The 21,502-nt window shown below is 42.7% G+C and carries 17 protein-coding genes and 1 pseudogene; 2 read left to right on the top strand and 16 right to left on the bottom strand.

Features of this window, described 5'->3' with window-relative positions; translation table 11 throughout:
- Positions 1 to 208: 208 nt before the first annotated feature.
- From JJE29_05970 to JJE29_05945, 6 genes are all read right to left on the bottom strand, one after another.
- The gene (locus JJE29_05970; GenBank protein ID MBK5252162.1) at positions 209 to 1,174 is read right to left on the bottom strand and encodes an L-threonine 3-dehydrogenase; all 966 of its coding nucleotides are present in this window, start codon (positions 1,172 to 1,174) and stop codon (positions 209 to 211) included.
- A 691-nt stretch (positions 1,175 to 1,865) separates the two neighbouring features.
- The gene (pgeF, locus tag JJE29_05965; GenBank protein MBK5252161.1) at positions 1,866 to 2,675 is read right to left on the bottom strand and encodes a peptidoglycan editing factor PgeF; all 810 of its coding nucleotides are present in this window, start codon (positions 2,673 to 2,675) and stop codon (positions 1,866 to 1,868) included.
- A gap of 73 nt (positions 2,676 to 2,748) precedes the next feature.
- Positions 2,749 to 3,666, bottom strand: a complete 918-nt coding sequence (locus JJE29_05960) for a DnaJ domain-containing protein (protein ID MBK5252160.1) — start codon at positions 3,664 to 3,666, stop codon at positions 2,749 to 2,751.
- A 100-nt stretch (positions 3,667 to 3,766) separates the two neighbouring features.
- Positions 3,767 to 4,987, bottom strand: coding sequence for a [FeFe] hydrogenase H-cluster maturation GTPase HydF (gene hydF, locus JJE29_05955; GenBank protein ID MBK5252159.1), 1,221 nt, complete (start codon positions 4,985 to 4,987; stop codon positions 3,767 to 3,769).
- Positions 4,984 to 6,045 carry a [FeFe] hydrogenase H-cluster radical SAM maturase HydE gene (hydE, locus tag JJE29_05950; protein MBK5252158.1) on the bottom strand — a complete coding sequence of 354 codons (1,062 nt, stop codon included), beginning with the start codon at positions 6,043 to 6,045 and terminating at the stop codon, positions 4,984 to 4,986. The genes hydF and hydE overlap by 4 nt, the downstream gene beginning before the upstream one ends.
- A gap of 212 nt (positions 6,046 to 6,257) precedes the next feature.
- Entirely contained in the window at positions 6,258 to 6,434 is a 177-nt protein-coding gene (locus JJE29_05945) for a hypothetical protein (protein MBK5252157.1), read from the bottom strand.
- Positions 6,435 to 6,641: 207 nt separating this feature from the next.
- On the opposite strand from JJE29_05945, the gene JJE29_05940 reads away from it, so the two are divergent.
- The gene (locus tag JJE29_05940; protein ID MBK5252156.1) at positions 6,642 to 7,646 is read left to right on the top strand and encodes an ATP-grasp domain-containing protein; all 1,005 of its coding nucleotides are present in this window, start codon (positions 6,642 to 6,644) and stop codon (positions 7,644 to 7,646) included.
- 2 nt (positions 7,647 to 7,648) lie between these two features.
- Here the strand turns inward: JJE29_05940 and JJE29_05935 are convergent, their stop codons facing one another.
- From JJE29_05935 to JJE29_05915, 5 genes are all read right to left on the bottom strand, one after another.
- Entirely contained in the window at positions 7,649 to 8,743 is a 1,095-nt protein-coding gene (locus tag JJE29_05935) for a P1 family peptidase (GenBank protein MBK5252155.1), read from the bottom strand.
- A gap of 72 nt (positions 8,744 to 8,815) precedes the next feature.
- Positions 8,816 to 9,658 carry an agmatinase gene (speB, locus tag JJE29_05930; protein ID MBK5252154.1) on the bottom strand — a complete coding sequence of 281 codons (843 nt, stop codon included), beginning with the start codon at positions 9,656 to 9,658 and terminating at the stop codon, positions 8,816 to 8,818.
- Positions 9,651 to 10,499: a polyamine aminopropyltransferase gene (speE, locus tag JJE29_05925; GenBank protein MBK5252153.1), complete on the bottom strand. Its 849-nt coding sequence runs from the start codon at positions 10,497 to 10,499 to the stop codon at positions 9,651 to 9,653. Before speE ends, speB begins: the two co-directional genes overlap by 8 nt.
- Before the next feature lie 10 nt (positions 10,500 to 10,509).
- A complete protein-coding gene (locus JJE29_05920; GenBank protein MBK5252152.1) occupies positions 10,510 to 10,917 on the bottom strand; it encodes an S-adenosylmethionine decarboxylase proenzyme in 408 nt (135 codons plus the stop codon).
- 167 nt (positions 10,918 to 11,084) lie between these two features.
- A complete protein-coding gene (locus JJE29_05915; protein ID MBK5252151.1) occupies positions 11,085 to 12,497 on the bottom strand; it encodes an aminotransferase class I/II-fold pyridoxal phosphate-dependent enzyme in 1,413 nt (470 codons plus the stop codon).
- A gap of 206 nt (positions 12,498 to 12,703) precedes the next feature.
- Between JJE29_05915 and JJE29_05910 the strand changes: the two genes are divergently transcribed.
- Complete coding sequence (locus JJE29_05910) at positions 12,704 to 13,438, top strand: LysM peptidoglycan-binding domain-containing protein (protein MBK5252150.1); 735 nt, start codon at positions 12,704 to 12,706, stop codon at positions 13,436 to 13,438.
- 156 nt (positions 13,439 to 13,594) lie between these two features.
- Here the strand turns inward: JJE29_05910 and JJE29_05905 are convergent, their stop codons facing one another.
- From JJE29_05905 to JJE29_05885, 5 genes and pseudogenes are all read right to left on the bottom strand, one after another.
- Positions 13,595 to 17,032, bottom strand: a complete 3,438-nt coding sequence (locus JJE29_05905; protein ID MBK5252149.1) for a pyruvate carboxylase — start codon at positions 17,030 to 17,032, stop codon at positions 13,595 to 13,597.
- Positions 17,033 to 17,342: 310 nt separating this feature from the next.
- Positions 17,343 to 18,725, bottom strand: a complete 1,383-nt coding sequence (locus JJE29_05900) for a HAMP domain-containing histidine kinase (GenBank protein MBK5252148.1) — start codon at positions 18,723 to 18,725, stop codon at positions 17,343 to 17,345.
- Positions 18,722 to 19,420 (bottom strand): response regulator transcription factor, encoded by a 699-nt coding sequence (locus JJE29_05895; protein ID MBK5252147.1) that lies wholly within the window; start codon positions 19,418 to 19,420, stop codon positions 18,722 to 18,724. The genes JJE29_05900 and JJE29_05895 overlap by 4 nt, the downstream gene beginning before the upstream one ends.
- A 7-nt stretch (positions 19,421 to 19,427) precedes the next feature.
- Positions 19,428 to 20,789, bottom strand: coding sequence for a hypothetical protein (locus tag JJE29_05890; GenBank protein ID MBK5252146.1), 1,362 nt, complete (start codon positions 20,787 to 20,789; stop codon positions 19,428 to 19,430).
- Positions 20,790 to 20,920: 131 nt separating this feature from the next.
- A pseudogene (locus JJE29_05885) lies at positions 20,921 to 21,133 on the bottom strand (DUF3841 domain-containing protein).
- Positions 21,134 to 21,502: the final 369 nt, after the last annotated feature.

The following is a 21,502-nucleotide window of genomic DNA, read 5'->3' as shown; positions in this document are numbered from 1 at the left end:
ACCTCAGACCGGAAATTTGCTCATCAAGCTTCCTTCAGATTCGCAGTCACCCACGACACCCTTGCTCTTGGCTAACGCCTACGTCACCTTCGGCGTTCGGGACTTTCACCCTATAGATTGTGCCCATGCCGGGCACACATGCAAAAGTCCCGGCGCGCTTTTGCGTCGGGACTTTAATCGATTATTATATTTATAAAATTTCTCGCTTCTATGAAACCTTATCTTTTATGTTCAGCTTCTTGGTCAATTTTTCAAGCATGTCAACCGTCATGGAATCGAGATTATATTCCGGCTTCCAGCCCCATTCGTTTCTAGCAACGGAATCATCGAGTCTATCCGGCCAGGAATCGGCAATCTTTTGAAGCTCGGGTTTAAGGTCGTATGTCATTGTAAAATCGGGAATATATTTCTTGATTGCCATGTAGATTTCTTCCGGGTCGAAGCTCATTGCGGCAACATTGAACGCATTCCTATGCTTGAGTTTGGATGGATCTGCCTCCATAAGCTCTACAATTGCATTGAGGGCATCAGGCATATACATCATGTCCATATATGTACCTCTTTTGACGGGACATGCAAACTTGCCACTCATAAGCGCCTCGTAGTAAATGTGTACAGCATAGTCGGTCGTGCCTCCCCCTGGAAGTGTTTCGTTTGAGATGAGTCCGGGGAACCTGACGCCCCTCGTATCAACTCCGTATTTCATATTATAATAGTCGCTGAGTATTTCTCCCGCAACCTTGGTAACTCCATACATTGTCGTGGGACGCTGCAGTGTGTCCTGCGGGGTATCTATTTTGGGAGTATCCGGTCCGAAAGCCGCTATGGAACTTGGCGTAAAAACAGAAACTCCCGTTTCCCGCGCCACTTCCAAAACATTGAAAAGCCCCCCCATGTTGACATTCCATGCCAATGTAGGATTTTTTTCTCCGGTTGCCGACAATATTGCCGCCAGATGAACAACCCAGTCAACCTTGTGTTTTTCAATCAATCTTTTAAGCCCTGGTCCGTCAGAAACATCCAATAGTTCGAATGGCCCTTCATTCGCCACCGGAATATCTTTTTTGACTATATCGCTTACTATTACTTGATCCGTTCCATGTATTTTCCTAAGTCCGGCGGCCAACTCCGAGCCGATCTGACCGAGAGATCCGGTAATAAGTATTCTGCCCACAAAAGCACCTCCACCATTTTTTAAATCCTCACTTAAATTATAATCTTATAAAAATGGTTTTTCAACAGTTTTGTACTTCAGAGGTGAACATTATTTTTGTATATGTTTTTTCGCCGCTCTTTAATTCTAGTTTATATTCTCCATAACCCTTGCATTTTCAAAGTTATATGCTTCAATTATGATTTATATAGCTTTCAGGTTTTTTCTGAAAATTCTTTCAAATTCAAACATCCGTCTTTCCCTTACACACAAAATAAGAAGCCCTTAAGGGCTTCTTGAAAAAAAATCTATTGTCTATCCGCAAGAGCTGCAACTTTCACAGCCTCCGCCTTGAACCGCGCCTACAGGCCTAACTCCATAACCGCTTCCAAGCTTCTCGACCATTAATTCCCCAAATTCTTCAACAATGTAATATTCGATCACAAATTTAAGTCCCGAAGAATCGTCAGTAACATCGCCTTCCTTTTGCTCGTCCAGAGCAAGCCCGAATGACGGGCCACTTCAGCCCATTCCCGCTATGTGAATTCTTAGTGTTTCATTCTCGGGTTTGTTCTCTTCAATAAAAGCCTTTATTGAATCAATTGTTATTTCATCTATATGAACTTTCAATTGTACCCCTCCTTTATTATAAGTAATTATCATTTAAAAATACTTCTATATTATAATACCCCTAAAGCTTCAATGCAAGCAATTAAATTATTTCCATTATTCCGGCCGTTCGGCCCGTTCGGCCGTTGTCACCGCGGTGCGAATAGAATAAATCATTTCTGCAATATGTGCAAAGCCCGGATATTTCTATGTTTTCATCTCTAACACCAGCACGAATCAGCCCAAGCCTATTCGCTTCCCAGAGGTCAACCTTTCGCCTTCCGGGATTTTCAGACATTAAAACGACCGACTCCCCATACAGTTTCAAAAATACCTCGGCCACATCTTTCTCCACCTCGAAGCAACAAGGCCCTATCGATGGTCCGACTGCGGCAATGCAATCCGGAGCCTTAGTTCCGAATGACCTTGCCATGGCTTCTATTGTTTTGCGGCCTATTTCCTTTGCCGTACCCTTCCAGCCTGCATGGGAAATGCCGATAGCTTTATGCACCGGATCCGCAATAAAAATCCCTGCGCAGTCGGCAAAAAACGCAATGAGCGGTTTTCGCTGTATATTGGTAATCAATCCATCTGCTTCAATGGTTCTTTTCCCCATCCAAAAATCTTCTCCGCGAAAGCTTTCATCTATAACCGCTATTTTGTCTCCATGCACCTGGTTTGTAAAAACTGCGTTCTCAAGATCATAACCAAAGTCATCCGCAACCTTCTTGTAATTCATCAAAATTGATTCACGACTGTCTTCCGTAAAAAGGCCCATGTTTAAACCATCAAAAGGTTTTTTGCTGAATCCGCCCTTTCTGGTTGTAACGCAATGGTTCAAAAAATCAATCGCGCCAAGATTGGAAAACTGCAAATAGGCTTCTCTTCCCTTATTTTCAATTTGACAATGCATGGACTCACCACCATCTTTGTATATTTCATCCAACATAACATAAATATGTTATTGTATATTTAAATCACCTCTTTTATTTTCTAAGCTCTTTCCACTCCTTAAGCAACTCTTTCTCTTTTTCGCTCAATACATCGGGAAGACCTATTTTGATGGTTACATAAAGATTTCCTCTATCCTGTGAGGTTCCGAGACCCTTTCCCCTTAACCTTATCTTCGTTTCCCTCTTCGTATCCGGCTTTATCTCAAAGCGCAGCTGCTCGTCAAAAAATGTCATTTCCACCGCTGCTCCAAAATACGCCTCGTATGGCATAACAAAATGGCTTGCAAACAAATCCTTTCCCCGCACGCTTAAAGATTTGCTCTCCGAAAACTTGACCTTCAGCATAAGGTCATTTCCGCGACCTGACGGAGTTTTCAGAGCTTTCTTTATCCTTATGCGCTCTCCATCCTGAATTCCCTTGGGTATTTTGAACTTGATTTTTCTTGTCTTTTCTCCATCCATTATTCGAATCATTTTCTCGCTTCCGTAGTAGCTGTCCCTTATTTTTATTTCGATTATCTCTTCGCGAGGTTCCGGGGCCGGCACAGGTCTGCTTCTTGTCGATTGAAACATGTCTCCCATGTCATATGAGCCACTGCCTGATCCTTGACCCTCACGGGAAAAGCGCCCTTCACCAAAGAATGTCTCAAATATATCCCTTAGTGAATCGGAGGACGCACCGCGGCCCGTCCATCCGGGAGGCGGTTGGCTGAAACTTTGTCCGTCGCGCCAACCATTTCCAAGGGTATCATATTTCTTCCTTTTTTCGGGGTCGCTCAAGGTCTCGTATGCCTCATTGACATCCTTGAATTTGTTTTCCGCATTTTTCTCTTTGCTTACATCCGGATGGAATTTCCTTGCAAGACTTCTGTATGCCTTCTTTATTTCAATAGATTCCGCTTCCCGTGAAACCCCCAGAATCTTGTAGTAGTCCTTATACTCAAGCGACATGACTGCACCCCTTTTTGACTTACTTTGACTATCTTTGACTTTATATACTATTCTATACCCATTTTTTGCATTTTTCAAGCCATTTTTTAAATAATGGGCATCAAGCAGTTTCCTCTTCCGCTCTTTCATCTTCAATGAAAATCGTCATGGCCCTGTCCAGTATTCCGCTTAGGTAGGCCAGCAATACGCCATAGTTTGTCATTGCCACTCCGCATTCCTTGCAGATTCGCATGCGGCTCTGCATTGTTTTCCGATTAGTCATGCATGCCCCGCAATGGATAATCAAGTCGTATTCTCCATGGTTTTCCGGAAAATCATGTCCCATTTTGAACTCGTAGTTTAGCCTTTTCCCAAGGTGCTTGTCAAGCAACGCAGGAATTTTTACCCGGCCGATGTCCTCGCAGGAAAAATTATGGGTGCAGCTTTCGGCAATAAGTATTTTCGAATTTTCATCAAGCCCTTCGATAACCTTAAGTCCATCGTTGAATACCGCAAGATTTCCCTTGTTTCTTGCAAAAATCATCGAAAACGATGTCAGCATTATCGACGGAGGAACCATCTCGTCAACCCTCTTGAAGGCCTGTGAATCCGTTATTACAAGATCAACCTTGTAGTCGAGATCCTCAAGCGCCTTTTCAAGTTCCGTATCCCTAACTACATAGCTTTTCACTCCATGGTCCAGGCAATCTCTTATGCATTGAGCCTGAGGAAGTATTATTCTACCCTTTGGTGCTTCCGAGTCTATCGGAACAACCATCACTACCGTGCCTCCATATGGCAGCAAATCCGCCACGAGGGGAGGCTCCTCCATATTCTTTGAAATCCTTTTAGCAATCTCATCCTTCAATTTTATTATGCTGGAAAAATCCCTATCGGAAACCATAACGGCATCCGGATATCCTTCCTTCAATTCATTTATGCTTTCGTCATCAACAAGATCCACTTTGTTGATGATTTTAAGAAACGGAATATGAAAACGCTTAAAAAGAAGCTCTGCTCCCTTTTCATCTTCCGTTGAAATATCGGTTCCATCCATCACATACAAGGCGAAATCCGTACGCATCAGCATCTTCTTGCTGCGTTCTACGCGCAGCTTTCCAAGATCTCCCTCATCGTCTATTCCTGCCGTATCTATGAATATGACAGGCCCCAATGGTATAAACTCCATGGCCTTTTTGACGGGGTCCGTAGTAGTACCCTTCTGTTTTGAAACAAGCGCAACATCCTGTCCCACTATTGCATTAAGAAGTGAAGATTTTCCCGCGTTGCGTTTCCCAAAAAGGGTTATTGTAAGCCTGTTGGCTTCCGGTGTCGTGTTCATTGTTTTTTCCTCCAGTCGATATGGTCTCCCCTTGACATGTCCAGTTCGTATCCGGCGCTTTCTATTTTATCTCTGATGGTGGCAGTGCACTCGGCTGATTCTTCTCCCATGCAAAGCTTGTTGTCATACAGCATGTATTTGCTCCTGTCCTCCATGGGCGAAAGATTCGGCATAACGACATTGGCTCCAGCCATTAGTCCCCTTTCTCTGCCAAAAGCATCCGCAGTCCCTAGTGCCGTCGTCGCAGGAATCAGGGCCTTAGGAACCATCAATCGCGAAAGCGCTATCATCCTTACCGTCTTGTCCACATCCCCTTTTGGAAAATCACGAAACGGCGTATCCGCATGGGGAATGAAGGGACCTATTCCGACCATGTGAGGCTGCATTTTCATAAGAAGCAGCAGGTCATGTGCAAGGTCGTCGTCTGTCTGCCCCGGCAATCCCACCATGAATCCGGCTCCTATCTGGTAGCCTATGCGTTTAAGACTGTAAAGGCATTCCAAACGGCTTTTAAGATGCATGTTTTCATGTACCGCATCATATAAAGATGGAGATGCCGTTTCATGGCGAATAAGATATCTGTCCGCACCGGCTTCATAATATGACCGGTATGTTTTCTCCGATTTCTCTCCTATCGAAAGCGTTACCACAACGTCCTGAAAAGCGCCTTTTATGGATGAAATTATATCAACCATTATCTCGTCGCTATAATAACTGTCCTCTCCACCTTGAAGCACGAATGTTCTATATCCCATATCATAGCCATTTGCGCAACACCCTATGATTTCATCCTTGTTTAAGCGATACCTTTCCGCCTTTGAATTTTTTCCGCGAATGCCGCAGTATTTGCAATTCCTTTTGCAAAAATTCGAGAATTCAATTAGGCCTCTCATATATACCTTGTTTCCGTAGTATTTCCGTCTCGTTTCATCCGCCATTGAAATCAATGTACCGTTGATCTCTTCATCGTTACCTGCAACAAGCATTTTAAGAGTCTCTTTGTCCGGCTCCTCTCCCTGCTTTATGCGGCTCAGGCCGTCTTTTAACTGCTCTTTCATATTTCTCTCCTTAATTTAAAAAGCTTCCCTTAAAAGGAAAGCCAGACAAGCCAAATACAAAAATCGCATATGTCTGAATCCCTTCCAAATCAGTCCACGCTTTTCTGTCAGGTTTTCATTTATGTTTTCGGAATAAGAAAAGATTTTCCCTCATCTTCCGATATATTTGTTAATATTTTATCAATATTTTTAATCTTTGTCAATCTTTTAAATCATTCATCAATGACACGTTTGACCGTTTTTCTTCTTTTTTTAGAAGTGTGTTTGTTTTTACCATTGTTTTCCTCATAGATTTCGTCCATACACATTTTGCAAATAGTTTTTCCGTGGTTTGTATAACCTTTGCCACCACGTATCTCGTTCCCGCAAATATCACAAATTTTAGCCATTGTCCGCCCTTTCCTCATTTTATTAATTATATTTTTGCTTATTAAAATGCGATCTTTCTCAAACACTTTTCTATTCTCATAATATAATCCAAGTTTAACAATAAATCAATATTATTTTTTAGTATTTTAGGGTAGAATGTAACCGATATACAAAATCGTCACAATTTATGTAAATATAAATGCAGATTTCCTGAAAGGAGATTAAAAATGGATTCCCAAAAACCCTATGTAATAGCTCTAACTTACAATCTTAAAAACGAATCTAATCTTGTGAACGAGGACGATGAAGCTGAATTTGACTCAATCGAAACTGTAAACGCAATACAGAGTGCAATAGAAAAGACAGGATGCCAAGTCATCCCAATGGAGGCAAAACGGTCAATCGTCAATGAAATCCAAAACCACCATGTTGATATGGTCTTCAATTTTGCGGAAGGCCTCAAAGGACGCGGCCGGGAATCGCAAGTTCCTGCCCTTCTTAACTTTCTTTCAATACCCTTCACCGGTTCCGATGAAACAACGCTCGCAATAGGTCTAGACAAAGCACTTTCTAAAAGAATAGCAATGACAGAGAATATCAGGACTCCAAAGTTTCAAATCTTTTTCGAGTCATCGGACCCTTTAAAGAAATCACTTGAATTCCCTCTCATCGTCAAGCCCAATGCCGAAGGCTCAAGCAAGGGTATAATCGATGCGTCAATAGCCAACGATGAACCAAGTCTAAAAAAATTGATAAACCGTATTCTTACTTCTTACGAAGAGCCGGCTATAGTAGAAGAATATATACCGGGACGCGAATTTACCATCGGGCTCCTTGGAAACGGCAAATCAGTCGAGGTTTTGCCGCCAATGGAAATACTTTTCGAAAAGGATGAAAATCCATTTTACAGCTACAATGTAAAAAAACATTCCGAAACATTTATAAGCTATGAATGTCCCGCTAAAATCGATCCAAAGCTTGAAAGAAAAATCAATAAATTGGCTTTGAAAATTTTTTCGACTCTTCAGTGCAGGGATGTGGCTCGTATAGACATTCGAGTTTCCGACAAGGACGGGGAACCGTATTTCATCGAAATAAACCCTTTGCCCGGACTTATCGACGGTTTCAGCGACTTGACGATAATTGCCCGCTCTGCTTCAATGGAATACGACAAGCTCATTCAAAGAATACTGAATGAAGCTTTAAAACGATACGGAATGAAGGAAGTTTAGCCCTATACCATCTTAAAATAGTTGAATCTGTCCATAATCTTCAAAACCTCTTCTATCTCGATGGCTTTTACTAAGCCCTTGCGTCCTATCATGTCATGGGAAGCAAAAAGAGCATTTACAATGGCCTCCTCTACAGCCTCCACGACTGCCTCGAAAAGAGGATTTAAAGCCTCGTTCTTAAGCATCTGAATATTTCTAACATGGTTTTCTCTTGCTGGTGAAGTAGCCGAAGGCTTGTAGTCATCGACTGTTTTTGCAGTGGAAAAAGCCAACACAATTTCTCCACTGCCGTTTTCCGCAAAGGATCCGCTCTTTCCTATGCCGAAGGCGGCGCGTTTTGAAAGCCTGATCAATTGATGTGGAAGCAAGGGTGCATCAGTAGCGATAACAACGATTATCGACCCCTCAATATGCTCCTTTGTTCCTCCTTCCTTAAGAAACCTCCCTACTGGAATTCCATCTATTACAAGGTCTTTTTTGTTTCCAAAATTGCTCATGACGAGAACTCCAAGGCGGTAATTCCATGGAAGCTTCCGCGAGGATGTTCCTATGCCCGCCTTGTATGAACAGCAGACCATACCTGTTCCTCCCCCGACGGAACCCTCATCGATTCTGCCTCCGCTTGCACGTTCGATTGCGGCCTTTACATTTTCCTGTCTCACATGCCTGTAGTACGGATCATTCAGTATGCCATCGTTGCATTCGGCTACCACCGGCAAAATAACATTTCTTGTTTCTCTAATCTCCGGCAACTTCCTATATAGATAGTCCACCAATCCGTCATGGACAATCCCTACATTCATTGATGATGTGAGGGCTATGGGGGTCTCCATTATTCCCCATTCGTTAATTTGGTTCATTCCGGACATTTCTCCTGCACCGTTTATTATATATCCTCCTGCAAAAACCTTGTTGTTATAAATGTCCTTATTCGGCAAAATTACAGTAACCCCGGTTCTGGCAATCTTGCCACCCATTTCCCCTTCAATTATTGTATCATGGCCTACTTTCACGCCCGAAACATCGGTAATGGAATTGTGCCGACCTGTTTTGTATTTTCCGAAACGAATTCCATACTCTCTCGCTCTCTTTTCCATCTCAACCCCTCTTTTCATAAGATTGATACCCAAAATGGTTTAAACTCAGCCTTTTAAAAAAAAGGCTTTCGCCTATTTTTTGCTAACTATAGCCAAAACCATTTCCCTAATTGTCTTGCATGCGGCGGCAGTACTTATTCCCGAAGAATCGTAATGCGGAGAAAGTTCCACCACATCGGCTCCCACTACATTTAAATGTCTTATTAGTCTCAACGCTTCAAGTAGCTCCTTGAAGGAAACTCCTCCCGGTTCCGGCGTTCCGGTTCCTGGGAAAATGGACGGATCCAAAACATCCATGTCAATAGTTACATATACAGGCTTGTCTCCGATTATCTTCAAGTCATCCTGAATACTTCCAAGAGAAAACATCCTAAGAAAAGTATGTTCCTTGGCCCATTGAAATTCCTCCTTCAAACCGGAACGAATCCCATACTGGAAAATTCGTTCATCTCCCACCGATTCCCAAACACGCCGCATGACCGTAGCATGGGAAAGGGATTCCCCCATGTACTCAGTCCTCAAGTCTGCATGGGCGTCGAAATGGATAATGCAAAGATCTTCATGTCTTTCGCAAACAGCCTTGACTGCCGGATACGTGACCAGATGTTCTCCTCCCATCATTAAGGGAATCTTGCCATCCTTTACTATTCCGCCCACATAATTTTCAATCATGTCCAAAACCCTTGCCGTATTACCGAATGGCAAGTCCAAATCACCGGCATCGTGCATTTCATATGACTCTAAATCTTCATCCAAATACGGACTGTATGTCTCAAGTCCCCAAGAATCCTTTCTTATTGCCTCCGGCGCAAACCTGGCACCCGGCCTAAAGGAAACCGTCCCATCAAAGGGCGCTCCAAACAATATTATTTCCGCCTTTTCGAATGACGAATCAAAGCCGATGAAATCAGCCACGACCGATCATCTCCTTGACGTAATTGGGAAGGGCAAAGGCCCCTCTATGCAATTCCACATTATAGTATTTTGTTTTTATGCCCAGTTTTTCCCATCTCTTTGAATTGAAATCATCGAGGGGATGCAGTCCTTTCGAAGCAAAACCAAAAAGCCAATGTCCCGAAGGATAGGTTGGCATATGGTATTGGTAGGCTTCGGCAACAGGAAATATCTCCTTGATCTTGTCGTTGGCCCTAATCATTTCCCTGGCATTTTGTTCGTAAAAAGGGCTCTCGTTCTGATTAACGAGTATCCCTTTTTCCGTAAGAGCCGTGTAGCAATCCTCATAGAAGGTCTTGGTGAACAGGCCCTCTCCGGGTCCTATGGGATCCGTCGAATCGACTATGATTAAATCGTACAGATTTTTCTTGCCCTTCACAAACTCAAGGCCGTCTTCGTAAAAAAGGCTGACCCTAGGGTCTTTCAAGCGGCAAGCCGTCACAGGCAAATGCTCTACAGCCGCCTCAACCACCAGTTCGTCTATTTCCACCATGTCAATCTTGTCGATTGTCCCGTATCTGGAAATTTCCCTTACTGTACCGCCATCTCCGCCGCCAATCACGAGAACGCTTCTGATTTCGGGATTGACCGCCATTGCAACGTGAGTTATCATCTCATGATAAATGAATTCGTCCTTCTCCGTAACCATAACCAGTCCGTCAATAGCCATCACTTTTCCGAATTCGAAAGTGTCAAAAATATCCACCTGCTGAAAAGCACTTTTCTTTGTAAACAAGTGCTCTCTAACCTTCATGGAGAATCTTACATTTTCAGTTTGTTCTTCCGTGTACCAAAGTTCCATAGTTGCCTCCCTAAGCACTCGGCTTGTATTTCAATTTATCAATTTTCTCATCGGAAAAATTTCGTATCTTTTCCCCTATTCCCCTTGGCACTTCCATAGTTTCATAATGTCCGGCCACAAGTTTTTCAGAAAGATAATTGAATGCGTCCCATGGATTGACTTCATCCCCACAGGTAAAAAGGTCTACTGCGGCATAACCGTATTCAGGCCATGTATGGATTGTTAAATGAGATTCAGAAATAACGACTACACCACTCACTCCCCAAGGATTGAAAAGATGAAAAACACTTTGAACTATGGTCGCTTTAGCTTCTATAGCTGCCTGTTTCATGTGTTTTTCAATCAACTGATGGTCGTTTAATATCTCCTTATCACAATTGTAAAACTCTACTAGGATATGTCTTCCCAATTGTTCGATTTTCATAAGAAAACCCCCTTTGCAATATTGAAATACTAAACAAAAAGTTTAGTCGTATTAAATATAACCGTTCTGGAAAATTTGTCAATACTTTTACGCATTTTTTTATGAATCAATTTGCCTCAATTTTAAAAGCACCTTCCCCAATTCTTAGGAAAGGCGCTAAATCAATTACCCAAAACCATTATTGTTTCAACTGCTGGGTCCGAAGCATCCGTTATAAGCCCATTCTGGCTCTTTAGGAAATCTATATGCTCGACCATCTGCGAAGTGATTCTTTCTCCAGGAATAACGATGGGAATGCCGGGAGGATACGACATTATTGATTCTCCGCTTATCTCCCCGGGAGAAGCTGAAAGCCGCACTCTTTTCATTCTCGAGAAAAAGGCATTTCTTGGGGATACTATAACATCGGGGTTATGGAGGATTTTTTTTGCATAGGGCAGTTTTTCGCGTTTTTCGCCTTCTACAAGTTTCCCAAGTGCATTCACAAGGGCATCTATGTCTTCAGGTCTGTCTCCTATGCTCAAAATGGCAAGGGCATTGTAGGCGTCCCCCAGCTCCATCTGTATTCCATATTCTTCCCGCAGACGATGGTATGCCTCTAGTCCCGACATTCCCGCCTCTGCAAAATGTATTCCAAGCTTTGTTTCATCAAATCCGAAAACCCCAGGACGTCCAACCATATCACATCCGAAAGCGTAAAGCCCCGGTATTTTATTAATTGCCACTCTCGCCTCTCTTGCAAGTTCAATTGTCTTTTGGAGGCTGCGTTCGCCGTTTAGTGCAAGGTTTTTTCTCGCCAGATCCAGTGATCCCATCAAAAGATAGGATGCGCTTGTTGTCTGCATTAGGTTAAGATTAGTTTTAACCCTCACGCAATCGATTAATCCGTCGTTTAAGAGCAATACCGAGCTTTGGGTCAGGGATCCTCCCGTTTTATGGATGCTTGCAGCGGCCATGTCCGCTCCAACCGAGCACCCCGAAAGAGGCAACTCATTGTTGAAATTGAAATGGGCACCGTGGGCCTCGTCAAGCAATACCGCCATGCCGTTATCGTGTGCCAAATCAATGATTCGCTCAATATCGGAAACAATTCCGTAATAAGTCGGATTAATTATTAGAATCGCCTTCGCATCGTGATTTTCTTCTATCGCCTTTTCTACGGATTCAAGCGTCACCCCAAGTGAAATCCCTAGCCTGTCGTCTATTTCAGGCTGAAGATACACCGGCACGGCTCCGCTTAGAATCAATCCGTTGATTGCCGATTTATGCGCATTCCTCGGCAAGATTATTTTTTCTCCGGGCAGGCAGGCACTCAGTATCATTGCCTGTACACCTGCCGTTGTTCCATTTACAAGAAAAAAGGCATGGTCGGCAGAATACGCTTCCGCCATGAGTTTTTCAGCTTCCTTGATGACCCCTACAGGACTGCTGATGTTGTCCAAACACTTCATGGAATTTACGTCAAGCTCCAAAATACGGGTTCCAAAATATTGGCCGAATTCAGTGAGCCCTCTTCCGTGCTTGTGCCCGGGAACATCGAAAGGAATTATTCGGTTCTCTCGATACTCCTTCATGGCATCGAAAAGCGGTGTTCTGTTTTGATTTGCCAATGTATATCACCTTCTTATATATATTTATAGACTAATTATATTTACTTTCAAATCATTGTCAACACAATCCTTTTTTATTCTTTTAATAAAGGATTTGTAACCGTCGACGTTGAATTAAGGATACAAGTGGACAAGTGAATAAATTTCAAACCCAAAAGAAGGATACTATCATGCTAACCAAAAAAGCGAATTCAAACATTAGGATGGCAATTTTTATTTTATTCATATTCGGACTTCTTTTTTCAATAATGCGTCCGGCAGATGAAACCATTTGCGAGGCCCGTATAAACAAGCAGGTTGTGGGTTATGGAACAAGCCGATCTGACATAGCTTCCTCAATTGACAAAATTGAAGAAGAGCTTGCGGCTGCATATTTCGTAGACGAGCTGTCCCCATATTACGAGACGGTATTCAGCGAAATATCACAAAATGAACTTTCCGCCACAAGCTACGAAACTCTCAAAAGAGAGGTCTTTGCAAACCAAAAATTTGTCACGCCGGGCTATGAATTAACCATAGACAACAAGGTCTACGCAAGAGCAATAAACAAAAGCGACCTCGAGTTTTTAATTGACAATGTCAAATCCAGGCTAAAGAAGGACAACGAAAACATTCAAGCCGTGGTTTTTATGGAAAGCGTCGAAATTGCCCCAGGAAACATATTCCTTCGCGATTCGATTGTCCAAACGGAAAGCGATCTGCTTGTAGAACGTCTTCTGACAGGCCGCGAACAGATAGAGACCTATACGGTTAAATCCGGTGACACCTTGACTGCAATAGCCGCAAACCAAGGATTATCTGTAAGCGACATAGTAGAAGCCAATCCCGAAACGGATGTCGATAAAATTTATGCCGGGCAGAAGCTTTTTCTTTCAAAACCTTCTCCGATACTCCATAGGAAATAGCATATTCGACACAAGAGACCGACGGCAATTCCCTATGCCGTCGGCTTTTTATGCCATTCCGGGTTGAGGTTTCATATTGCTACGCATCGACCGTGGCTTGATTCTCACAGCTTTGGATAAGGCTAAATCGTCAAGAAATCCGCTTTGGCCTTGGCCCTAACTCAACTTGATTATCAGCTGGCCCGCCTTGACCATCTGACCTTCCTTGACAGGAATCGCCTCCACCAAGCCGTCTATTGAGCTTTGCAAATTGGTTTCCATTTTCATGGCCTCCAATATGGCTACGGTCTGATTCTTTTTAACCGTTTCACCCTCGCTCACAAGCACCTTCATTACAGTGCCGGGTATAGACGCTCCAATTTCTGTTATATCATCCGGATCCGCCATTATAGCTGCTCCCGAAACCTTTTTTCGCCTGTCTTCCATGCCCTTGTCCTCAATCAGTATTTCACGTCTGTTTCCATTGATTTCAAAGGTAACCGCCCTATATCCATCCGCATCTATCTTGCCCACGCTTACAAGTTTTATTATCAGTATCTTTCCTTCTTCTATTTCAACCTCGCTTGTTTCTCCCTCGTTTAGTCCATAGAAGAATACATGGCTTTCCAGGTTGCTAAGGCTGCCATAATCTGAAACAGATTTAAGATATTCCTTGTAAACCTTTGGATAAAGAGCGTAGCTCAGTATGTTTCGCATATTTGGTTCATCATGAAGTTCGTCATTTAGAATTTTTTCAATCCCCGAAAAATCTTCAGGCTCAAGCACCTCGCCAGGCCTTACAGTAAGCGGCTTTTCGCCTTTCAAAACCAGTTTCTGCAGTTCCTTTGGGAAACCTCCAAGCGGTTGGCCCATCATCCCTTTAAAAAAGGCTACAACTGAATCCGGAAAATTGATGTTCTTGCCTTTTTCGAACAAATTGCCCCTGTCAAGGTCGTTTTGCACCATGAATATTGCCATGTCTCCTACTGCCTTAGAGGATGGAGTAACCTTAACTATATCTCCGAAAAGGTCGTTTACTTCCTTAAACATCTCCTTTACCTCTCCAAAACGGTCTCCGAGTCCAAAGCTTTCAACCTGAGGCTTAAGGTTGGAGTACTGTCCGCCAGGTATCTCATATTTATAGATTTCAGCTGTTCCCGATTTAAGGTCCGACTCAAATGGTTCATATATCTTGCGAACATCGAACCAATAGTCGGAAAGCTTTTGGAGCCCCTCAAGGCAAATTTTAGGATCCCTTGCAGTGTTTTCAAGTGCCGCTACAACAGAGTTCAGCGCCGGCTGGCTTGTTAGCCCAGACATTGAATTAAACGCCGTATCCACAATATCCACTCCCTGCTCCGCCGCCATAAGAATCGTAGACACTCCGTTTCCGCTTGTGTCATGCGTATGCAAATGAATCGGTATGGATATTTCATCTTTCAGCGCCTTTATAAGCTTTTTGGCCGCATACGGCTTCAGAAGCCCCGCCATATCCTTTATTCCCAAAACATGCGCACCCATGTTTTCTATTTCTTTGGCCATTTCAACATAGTAATTAAGGCCGTATTTATCCCTTTTCTCATCAAGTATGTCTCCCGTATAGCACATGGAAACCTCAGCCATTTTTCCGGTTTTCAAAACCTCGTCCAGAGCCACTTCCATTCCCTTGAGCCAGTTAAGCGAATCAAATATCCTAAACACATCTATTCCACGCTCGGCGGAAACCTGTATAAACTCCCTTATGACATTGTCAGGATAGTTCTTGTAACCCACCGCATTCGAGCCGCGTATAAGCATCTGAAAAAGTATGTTCGGCACCTTTTCTCTTAGCCTCTCAAGCCTTCTCCACGGAGATTCCTTAAGGTATCGGTATGAAACATCGAATGTTGCCCCTCCCCACATTTCGAGAGAAAACAAATCATTTCCACAGCTTGAAGTCGCCTCGGCGATCTTGAGCATGTCGCGTGTTCTGACCCTTGTTGCAACAAGGGATTGATGCGCGTCCCTAAAGGTTGTATCAGTCAGAAGAAGCTTGTCCTGGTCTTTGATCCACTTTACAAGTCCCTCCGGGCCTCTCTCGTCTAGAAGCTGCTTCGTCCCTCGGAGTTGGTCCTTCATTGTAAAGATTGGCACAACCGGAGTATCAAAATCTTTCTTTGTTCCCTTCACCTCGTTGACGATTTTTTCTCCGATGTAGCGGAGTATTTTTGTCTCCCGGTCTCCTGATGGCCTAATGTTGAACAGACCCGGTGTGTGGTCCAAGAAACCTGTATCGCAGTTTCCTTCTCGGAAAGTCGGATGATTTAGTACATTTATAAGAAATGCTGTATTGGTTTTTACTCCCTTTATAGTAGTATCCTTGAGTGAACGAATCGCTTTTCTTGAGGCGTCATCAAACGTTCTCGAAAACGCAATTATCTTTACCAAAAGGCTGTCGTAGTAAGGAGAAATCTGAGCTCCCGTATACCCGTTCCCTCCGTCAAGCCTTATTCCAAATCCGGAGGAAGACCTGTAGACCTCCAGCTTGCCCGTGTCGGGAGCAAAATTGTTTGCCGGGTCCTCGGTGGTTACCCTGCATTGTATTGCGTATCCTCTTGTTTGTATTGCTTCTTGATTTGGAATGCCTATTTCAGGCGAGTCTAGAGCATAGCCCTGGGCTATCTTAATCTGGCTTTGAACTATATCAATCCCCGTTATTATCTCTGAAATAGTGTGCTCTACCTGTATTCTTGGATTCATTTCAATGAAATAATGGTTATTGTTGCTATCAACCAGAAATTCAACCGTTCCCGCGCTTCTGTATTTCATCGATCCTGCAATTTTGAGCGCATCCTCACAAATTCTGTCTCTCAAACCCTCGTCTATAGAAAATGCCGGGGCAAACTCGATTATTTTCTGGTGTCGCCTTTGAATAGAACAGTCGCGCTCATAAAGATGCACTATGTTGCCATAGTTGTCACCTAAGACCTGCACCTCAATATGCTTGGGCTTATTCAAGTATTTTTCAATGAACATGTCATCAATTCCAAAGGCTTTCTTCGCCTCGCTTTTTGCGCTCCTAAACTCGGAAATTAAATCGCTTTTCTGATATACGATTCTCATTCCCCTTCCGCCGCCTCCGGCAGCCGCTTTTATCATTACCGGATAACCGCAGACCTCTGCAAACTTAAAAGCATCTTCTTCGCTGGCAATCGGCTTGTCAACGCCGGGTATTGTAGGCACATCAGCTTTTTTAGCCAATATTTTGGAGCTTATTTTATCTCCCAGACCCTTTATCATATTGCTGTCGGGACCTATGAAGATAATACCAGTCTCTTCGCATTTTTTTGCAAAATGTGGATTTTCCGAAAGAAACCCGTATCCCGGATGAATTGCGTCAACGCCTTTTTTAATCGCCAGGTTAATTATTTCATCGATTGCAAGATATGCATCAACCGGACTCTTCTTTTCACCTATAAGATACGACTCATCCGCCTTGGTCCTAAAAAGCGAATACTTGTCTTCCTTTGAATAAATGGCGACGGACCGAACTCCCAATTCACTGCACGCGCGAAAAATCCTTATGGCTATTTCTCCGCGATTGGCAACCATTATCTTTTTAATTTGCTTATCCATAAAAACCTCTCCTATTTTTTGTTTATTTTTTATTATACCCATAGACGCATAATTATTCCATTTATACTCGAATTCTTCATATTTATTCTGAGTTTCTTCTTTAAAGTCTATCTGTTCATTATACAATATATCCTTGTATTTTCAATTGATTGTCATCCATTTTTTTAAAATTTGCATATATTAAACACAATTTGCGCTATTAATGTTTGTGTTTAGCCTACAAATTAGCTATATTCTGTTATGCATAAAGGATTCCATCCGTGTTTCTGATGAAATCCCCTATGCATTATCCCCTTCAACAAATACCTGGCTATAGTATCACTCTAATTGTTGTACCTTTTTCCAGAACACTCTCTATCTCTATTTTCCCTCCGTGAAGCTCGATTATTTCATTTGTAATGGCAAGCCCTAATCCGCTCCCCGGAGACTTCGTGTTTCCTTTGAAAAATTTCTCCGTTATATGCTCAAGGTCCTTCTGATCAATGCCCCGTCCGTTGTCTTTAACGAACACCGCGACCCTTTCTCCACGCTTCTCGGATCCTACGGAAATACGGCCTCCCATTTCAGTGAATTTAATCGAGTTGTCTATAAGATTTATAAGCACCTGCCTAAGCCTATTTTCGTCACCCTCAACATATGTCAGGCTTTGGTCCAACCTTGTTTCCAATCGTATGGTTTTCTTCATGGCCTTAGGATAAAACTGCTTCGCCACATCCATAATCAGATAGTTTATGTCTACCTTTTCTTTTGACAAAATTATCCGTCCCGCTTCAAGCTTCGAGAAATCCAAAAGATTCTCGACCATATCGCTCAGTCTATTAGTCTCTTTTGAAATGATCATGAGCTCTTCTCTTATTTCCTTCTCATTGTCCAAATCCCCCATTAGCATGGTCTCGCACCATCCTTTTATGGATGTCAAAGGCGTCCTTATTTCGTGGGAAACAGAGGATATGAAATCGTTTTTCATCCGACTCGTTTTCATGAGCTCCTTAGCCATATAATTAAACGTTCTTCCCAATTCTCCTATCTCATCGTTCTTTCTTATTTCTACTCTCGCCTTCAAGTCCCCATCGGCAATTTTTTCCGAAACAGTTTTGAGTTCCTTTATGGGTTTAATTATCGACTCAGCCAAGAGCATGCTTAGGAGTACAACAAGTATCAGCACTATCACTCCAAGAAAAACTGCTTGGAGGATGATTCTTTTTACTACCCTATTTGTCTCTTCTATTGATGTTACATATCTCAAAATACCATCTAAGCCCTGCCTGTTTATTAGCGGTCCGGAAACGGCAATAAGCTCCTCCCCAGTATCCTGGTCCTTGTACCTCCAGGTTCCCATATCCCCGCGCAATGCCTTCTCATAGTCAGCTGTAGATATAGGTTTTTCCATGTTAAACCCGGAAGAAGAGTTGACAACCTTGCCCGACAGGTTGATTATCTGAATCTCGGCCCTCTCGTCCATCGAAAAATTTTCTATAATGTATTGGGACTTGTAGTCAAAGGACTCATACACAAGATATTTCTCATAGAATTCGGTTGTCACCGCCACTTTTTCCTTAAGTATCTGTGTTATGTTCCCATAATAGTACTGCCTTATGAAGACTGCAAGCAAGATTTCGAGAAAAATAATCGTCACTAGTATTACTATTGTGTAGTTGAATACAACGCGTCTTTTCAGACTCTTCAAACTCAATCAGCCTCTTTCCATCGATATCCAAGCCCCCAAATCGTTTCAATGGTATCCGGTTCCGAGGGGTTGTCTTCGATCTTTTGTCTGAGCCTTCTAATGTTTACATCGACAATCTTAAGATCTCCTATGTAATTTTTGCCCCAGACCTCGTCAAGCAGATTGTCTCTGGAAAGAGCCTTGTTCGGATTGGTTACAAAAACCTTTATTAGAAGGAATTCTGTAGGAGTCAGCTCGATAATTTCATCGTTCTTATAAAATTTCCTCGCTATGAAATCAATCTTGTAGGCGCCTGATTCGATCGCGTTGCGCTCTGCAATACCGTCCTTCAGCCTTACCCTTCTCATAAGGGAATTGACCCTTGCAATCAGCTCCATCGGGCTAAAAGGTTTTGTTATATAATCATCGGCCCCAAATTCAAGACCCATCACCTTGTCTATATCCTGGGTTTTGGCAGTGAGCATAATTATACCTATTTCGCCGTTTTTTTTCCTTATGCTGCGACAAACCTCAAATCCGTCTATTCCCGGCAGCATAACATCGAGAATTGCTATATCTATATCTTTTTCCGTCTCAAAAATCTTAAGCGCCTTTTCTCCATTCTCAGCTTCAAGCACTTGCATGTCGTTCCTTGTCAAATTGATTTTAGTAAAATTCCTTATCGAATCGTCGTCCTCTAGCAAGAGTATCTTCCCCTTCATCCCAACATCACCTCCAAGTTTTTATGAGTTCCTTCATTTCATCGTCATCCAATACGGCGTCCGTGTATCCACGTTTTATATCGTCTGGTATATTCTGATTCTGATAGGTTTTTTCAACCACATATGCCTTTCCGTTCTTGCGCATGGCAGTAAAATATTCCGATTCAAAAGACATTGTCCTCTCTTCTAACATACTCTCTTTAATTATTTCCACTCTATACATAGGGTAGACAATTTCACGTTTTTCGTCAACATAGCCTATTTCTACCGCTTCAGGATTTTCCTCCAAGTTTCTTACAGAAACCCCTTCGAACCATTTGTATGGAAAATCAATTCTAAGGTCGTTGTCTTGGTCAATGTAGCTTTTCAGCACCAATTTAAGGCCATCTTCTCCATCCCATTGGTGCCAAGAAGTTATCCACAGCGTATCTGCCAAAGAGTAATCGTTCCCGTATGGCTCCTCGCATGTTCCGATTTCAATTATTCCATCTCCATTTATATCCATGCTTTTCACTGAATACGGCTTGAACGTATTACCGTAGTAGCTCGAATCCCCTCCGCCAAGAGCATTTTGCAAGATACCGTCTTCAACCACAAGCAGATATGTAGCCGCCGAATGGGCTCCGATTCCCATGTCCAGGAATACACCCCTCTTGCCATTGACAGCATAACCGAACGCTACATTGTAGTATCCATTAATATAAGGATCAAGCTCTATCTCGTCCATCACACGGAAACCATCTCCGGAAAAAGCCACCAGCTTAGCCTCGGAAGAAGGTTCGCTAACATTCCGATCGAGATTCAGAAGAAGCAGTTCCTCACCCGAGTTTCTGTCAAAATCTCCCACAACCATCTCTGTGTACGTATCGCGGTACAGCTCGCCTGCATTCTCTCCGTACCCATAGACTATCATGTATTTATTCAAGAAAATATCAAGCTTGTCAGCCGACCATGCCATCACAATCTCTTTTTTCCCGTTACCGGTGAGATCGTAGAATCCGCTGTATGAAATATCAACACCTGACGATTCAATCTTGTCAACGACCTTCCATTTACCATCTGCTTTGCCAAATATGTAAGCGCCCAGCCTGTAGTTTGCCGCGTCCTTGAAATATACAACTGCCTCTTCATTCTCATCACCGTCCAAATCCACAAAATTTATCGCGCCCAGGCTTTCAGGATTTCCCGGCTTGTAGAGAATTTCATCCTTTAAAAGCTCATAATCCACAAACTCCTTTATCGTTTGCTTATTGGCCCCAAGGCTAGGCGGCTCCATCAAATCTCCAGGCGAACCAGCGCCTGCAAAAAAACAGCCTGTCAATAATTGAGCCAAACATATCACTGTAAAAATAAGTCCATATCGCTTCATCCAAGTCACTCCATCCGCTAAATAAAGTCTTTTTCCCATTGTATACTATAGTGCATTGCCTTTGTTTACAAAACAGTTACTCTTGTCTCAATAAGCAAATGAATTCTTAAGCTACGCATACCAAATATACATTAAAGGCTACAAGACCGGCCATCAACACTCGTCACCCATTCCCTTTTTATTTCCCAGCATATAGCCTGGTCATTGACGGAGACTCTTATGTTATCATCAAAAAGCCTGTTCCAGCTTTCCATCATCACCCTTTTCATAATCGGGTGAAACTCAGTCATCACGACCTCGGACTGGTTGCATATGCCCTTTTCATCCAATGCCCTGCGAAAAGATAGTCCATTTAGCTAACCATTCGTAGCAGACCATTAATGTATTGCAACGCTCCCCGTACTTGCGCGACACATACTTTTTTTTATTTTGAAAACACCATTTTTTTGAAGCTCTTCCCATGCCTTTGCGCTTTGCCTTGTCCAAACCTTCACAATACCACGTATAATCCAATTATCCACTTTAATAGGTGGTTGGATTATTCTCCTTTCTCCCAATCTATTATTTGGGCGTTTTTTATTATTTCGGTATTATATTGATAAAGCACTGTGGATTTGTATCTATATTACTACAGCTTTGACTGTTTTGAGGTGACTCAGACCACAGTTTTTCGTCTTCAATGGTAATTAGTTAGTTAACGCTTTGACGTTTGT

Source organism: Peptostreptococcaceae bacterium, assembly GCA_016649995.1.
GTDB lineage: Bacteria > Bacillota > Clostridia > Peptostreptococcales > BM714 > BM714.
Note: the sequence above shows the minus strand (reverse complement) of the source record. Positions and strands in the feature narration are given on the sequence as shown.

Excerpts from the sequence above, each read along its gene's own strand:
- JJE29_05935 (MBK5252155.1), bottom strand. The coding sequence starts at position 8,743 with ATGGAAAAGAGAGCGAGAGAGTATGGAATTCGTTTCGGAAAATACAAA.
- JJE29_05945 (MBK5252157.1), bottom strand. The coding sequence starts at position 6,434 with ATGGCTAAAATTTGTGATATTTGCGGGAACGAGATACGTGGTGGCAAA.
- JJE29_05960 (MBK5252160.1), bottom strand. The coding sequence starts at position 3,666 with ATGTCGCTTGAGTATAAGGACTACTACAAGATTCTGGGGGTTTCACGG.
- hydF (MBK5252159.1), bottom strand. The coding sequence starts at position 4,987 with ATGAACACGACACCGGAAGCCAACAGGCTTACAATAACCCTTTTTGGG.
- JJE29_05940 (MBK5252156.1), top strand. The coding sequence starts at position 6,642 with ATGGATTCCCAAAAACCCTATGTAATAGCTCTAACTTACAATCTTAAA.
- hydE (MBK5252158.1), bottom strand. The coding sequence starts at position 6,045 with ATGAAAGAGCAGTTAAAAGACGGCCTGAGCCGCATAAAGCAGGGAGAG.
- pgeF (MBK5252161.1), bottom strand. The coding sequence starts at position 2,675 with ATGCATTGTCAAATTGAAAATAAGGGAAGAGAAGCCTATTTGCAGTTT.
- JJE29_05890 (MBK5252146.1), bottom strand. The coding sequence starts at position 20,789 with ATGAAGCGATATGGACTTATTTTTACAGTGATATGTTTGGCTCAATTA.
- JJE29_05910 (MBK5252150.1), top strand. The coding sequence starts at position 12,704 with ATGCTAACCAAAAAAGCGAATTCAAACATTAGGATGGCAATTTTTATT.
- speE (MBK5252153.1), bottom strand. The coding sequence starts at position 10,499 with ATGGAACTTTGGTACACGGAAGAACAAACTGAAAATGTAAGATTCTCC.
- JJE29_05915 (MBK5252151.1), bottom strand. The coding sequence starts at position 12,497 with ATGAAGGAGTATCGAGAGAACCGAATAATTCCTTTCGATGTTCCCGGG.
- JJE29_05895 (MBK5252147.1), bottom strand. The coding sequence starts at position 19,420 with ATGAAGGGGAAGATACTCTTGCTAGAGGACGACGATTCGATAAGGAAT.
- JJE29_05905 (MBK5252149.1), bottom strand. The coding sequence starts at position 17,032 with ATGGATAAGCAAATTAAAAAGATAATGGTTGCCAATCGCGGAGAAATA.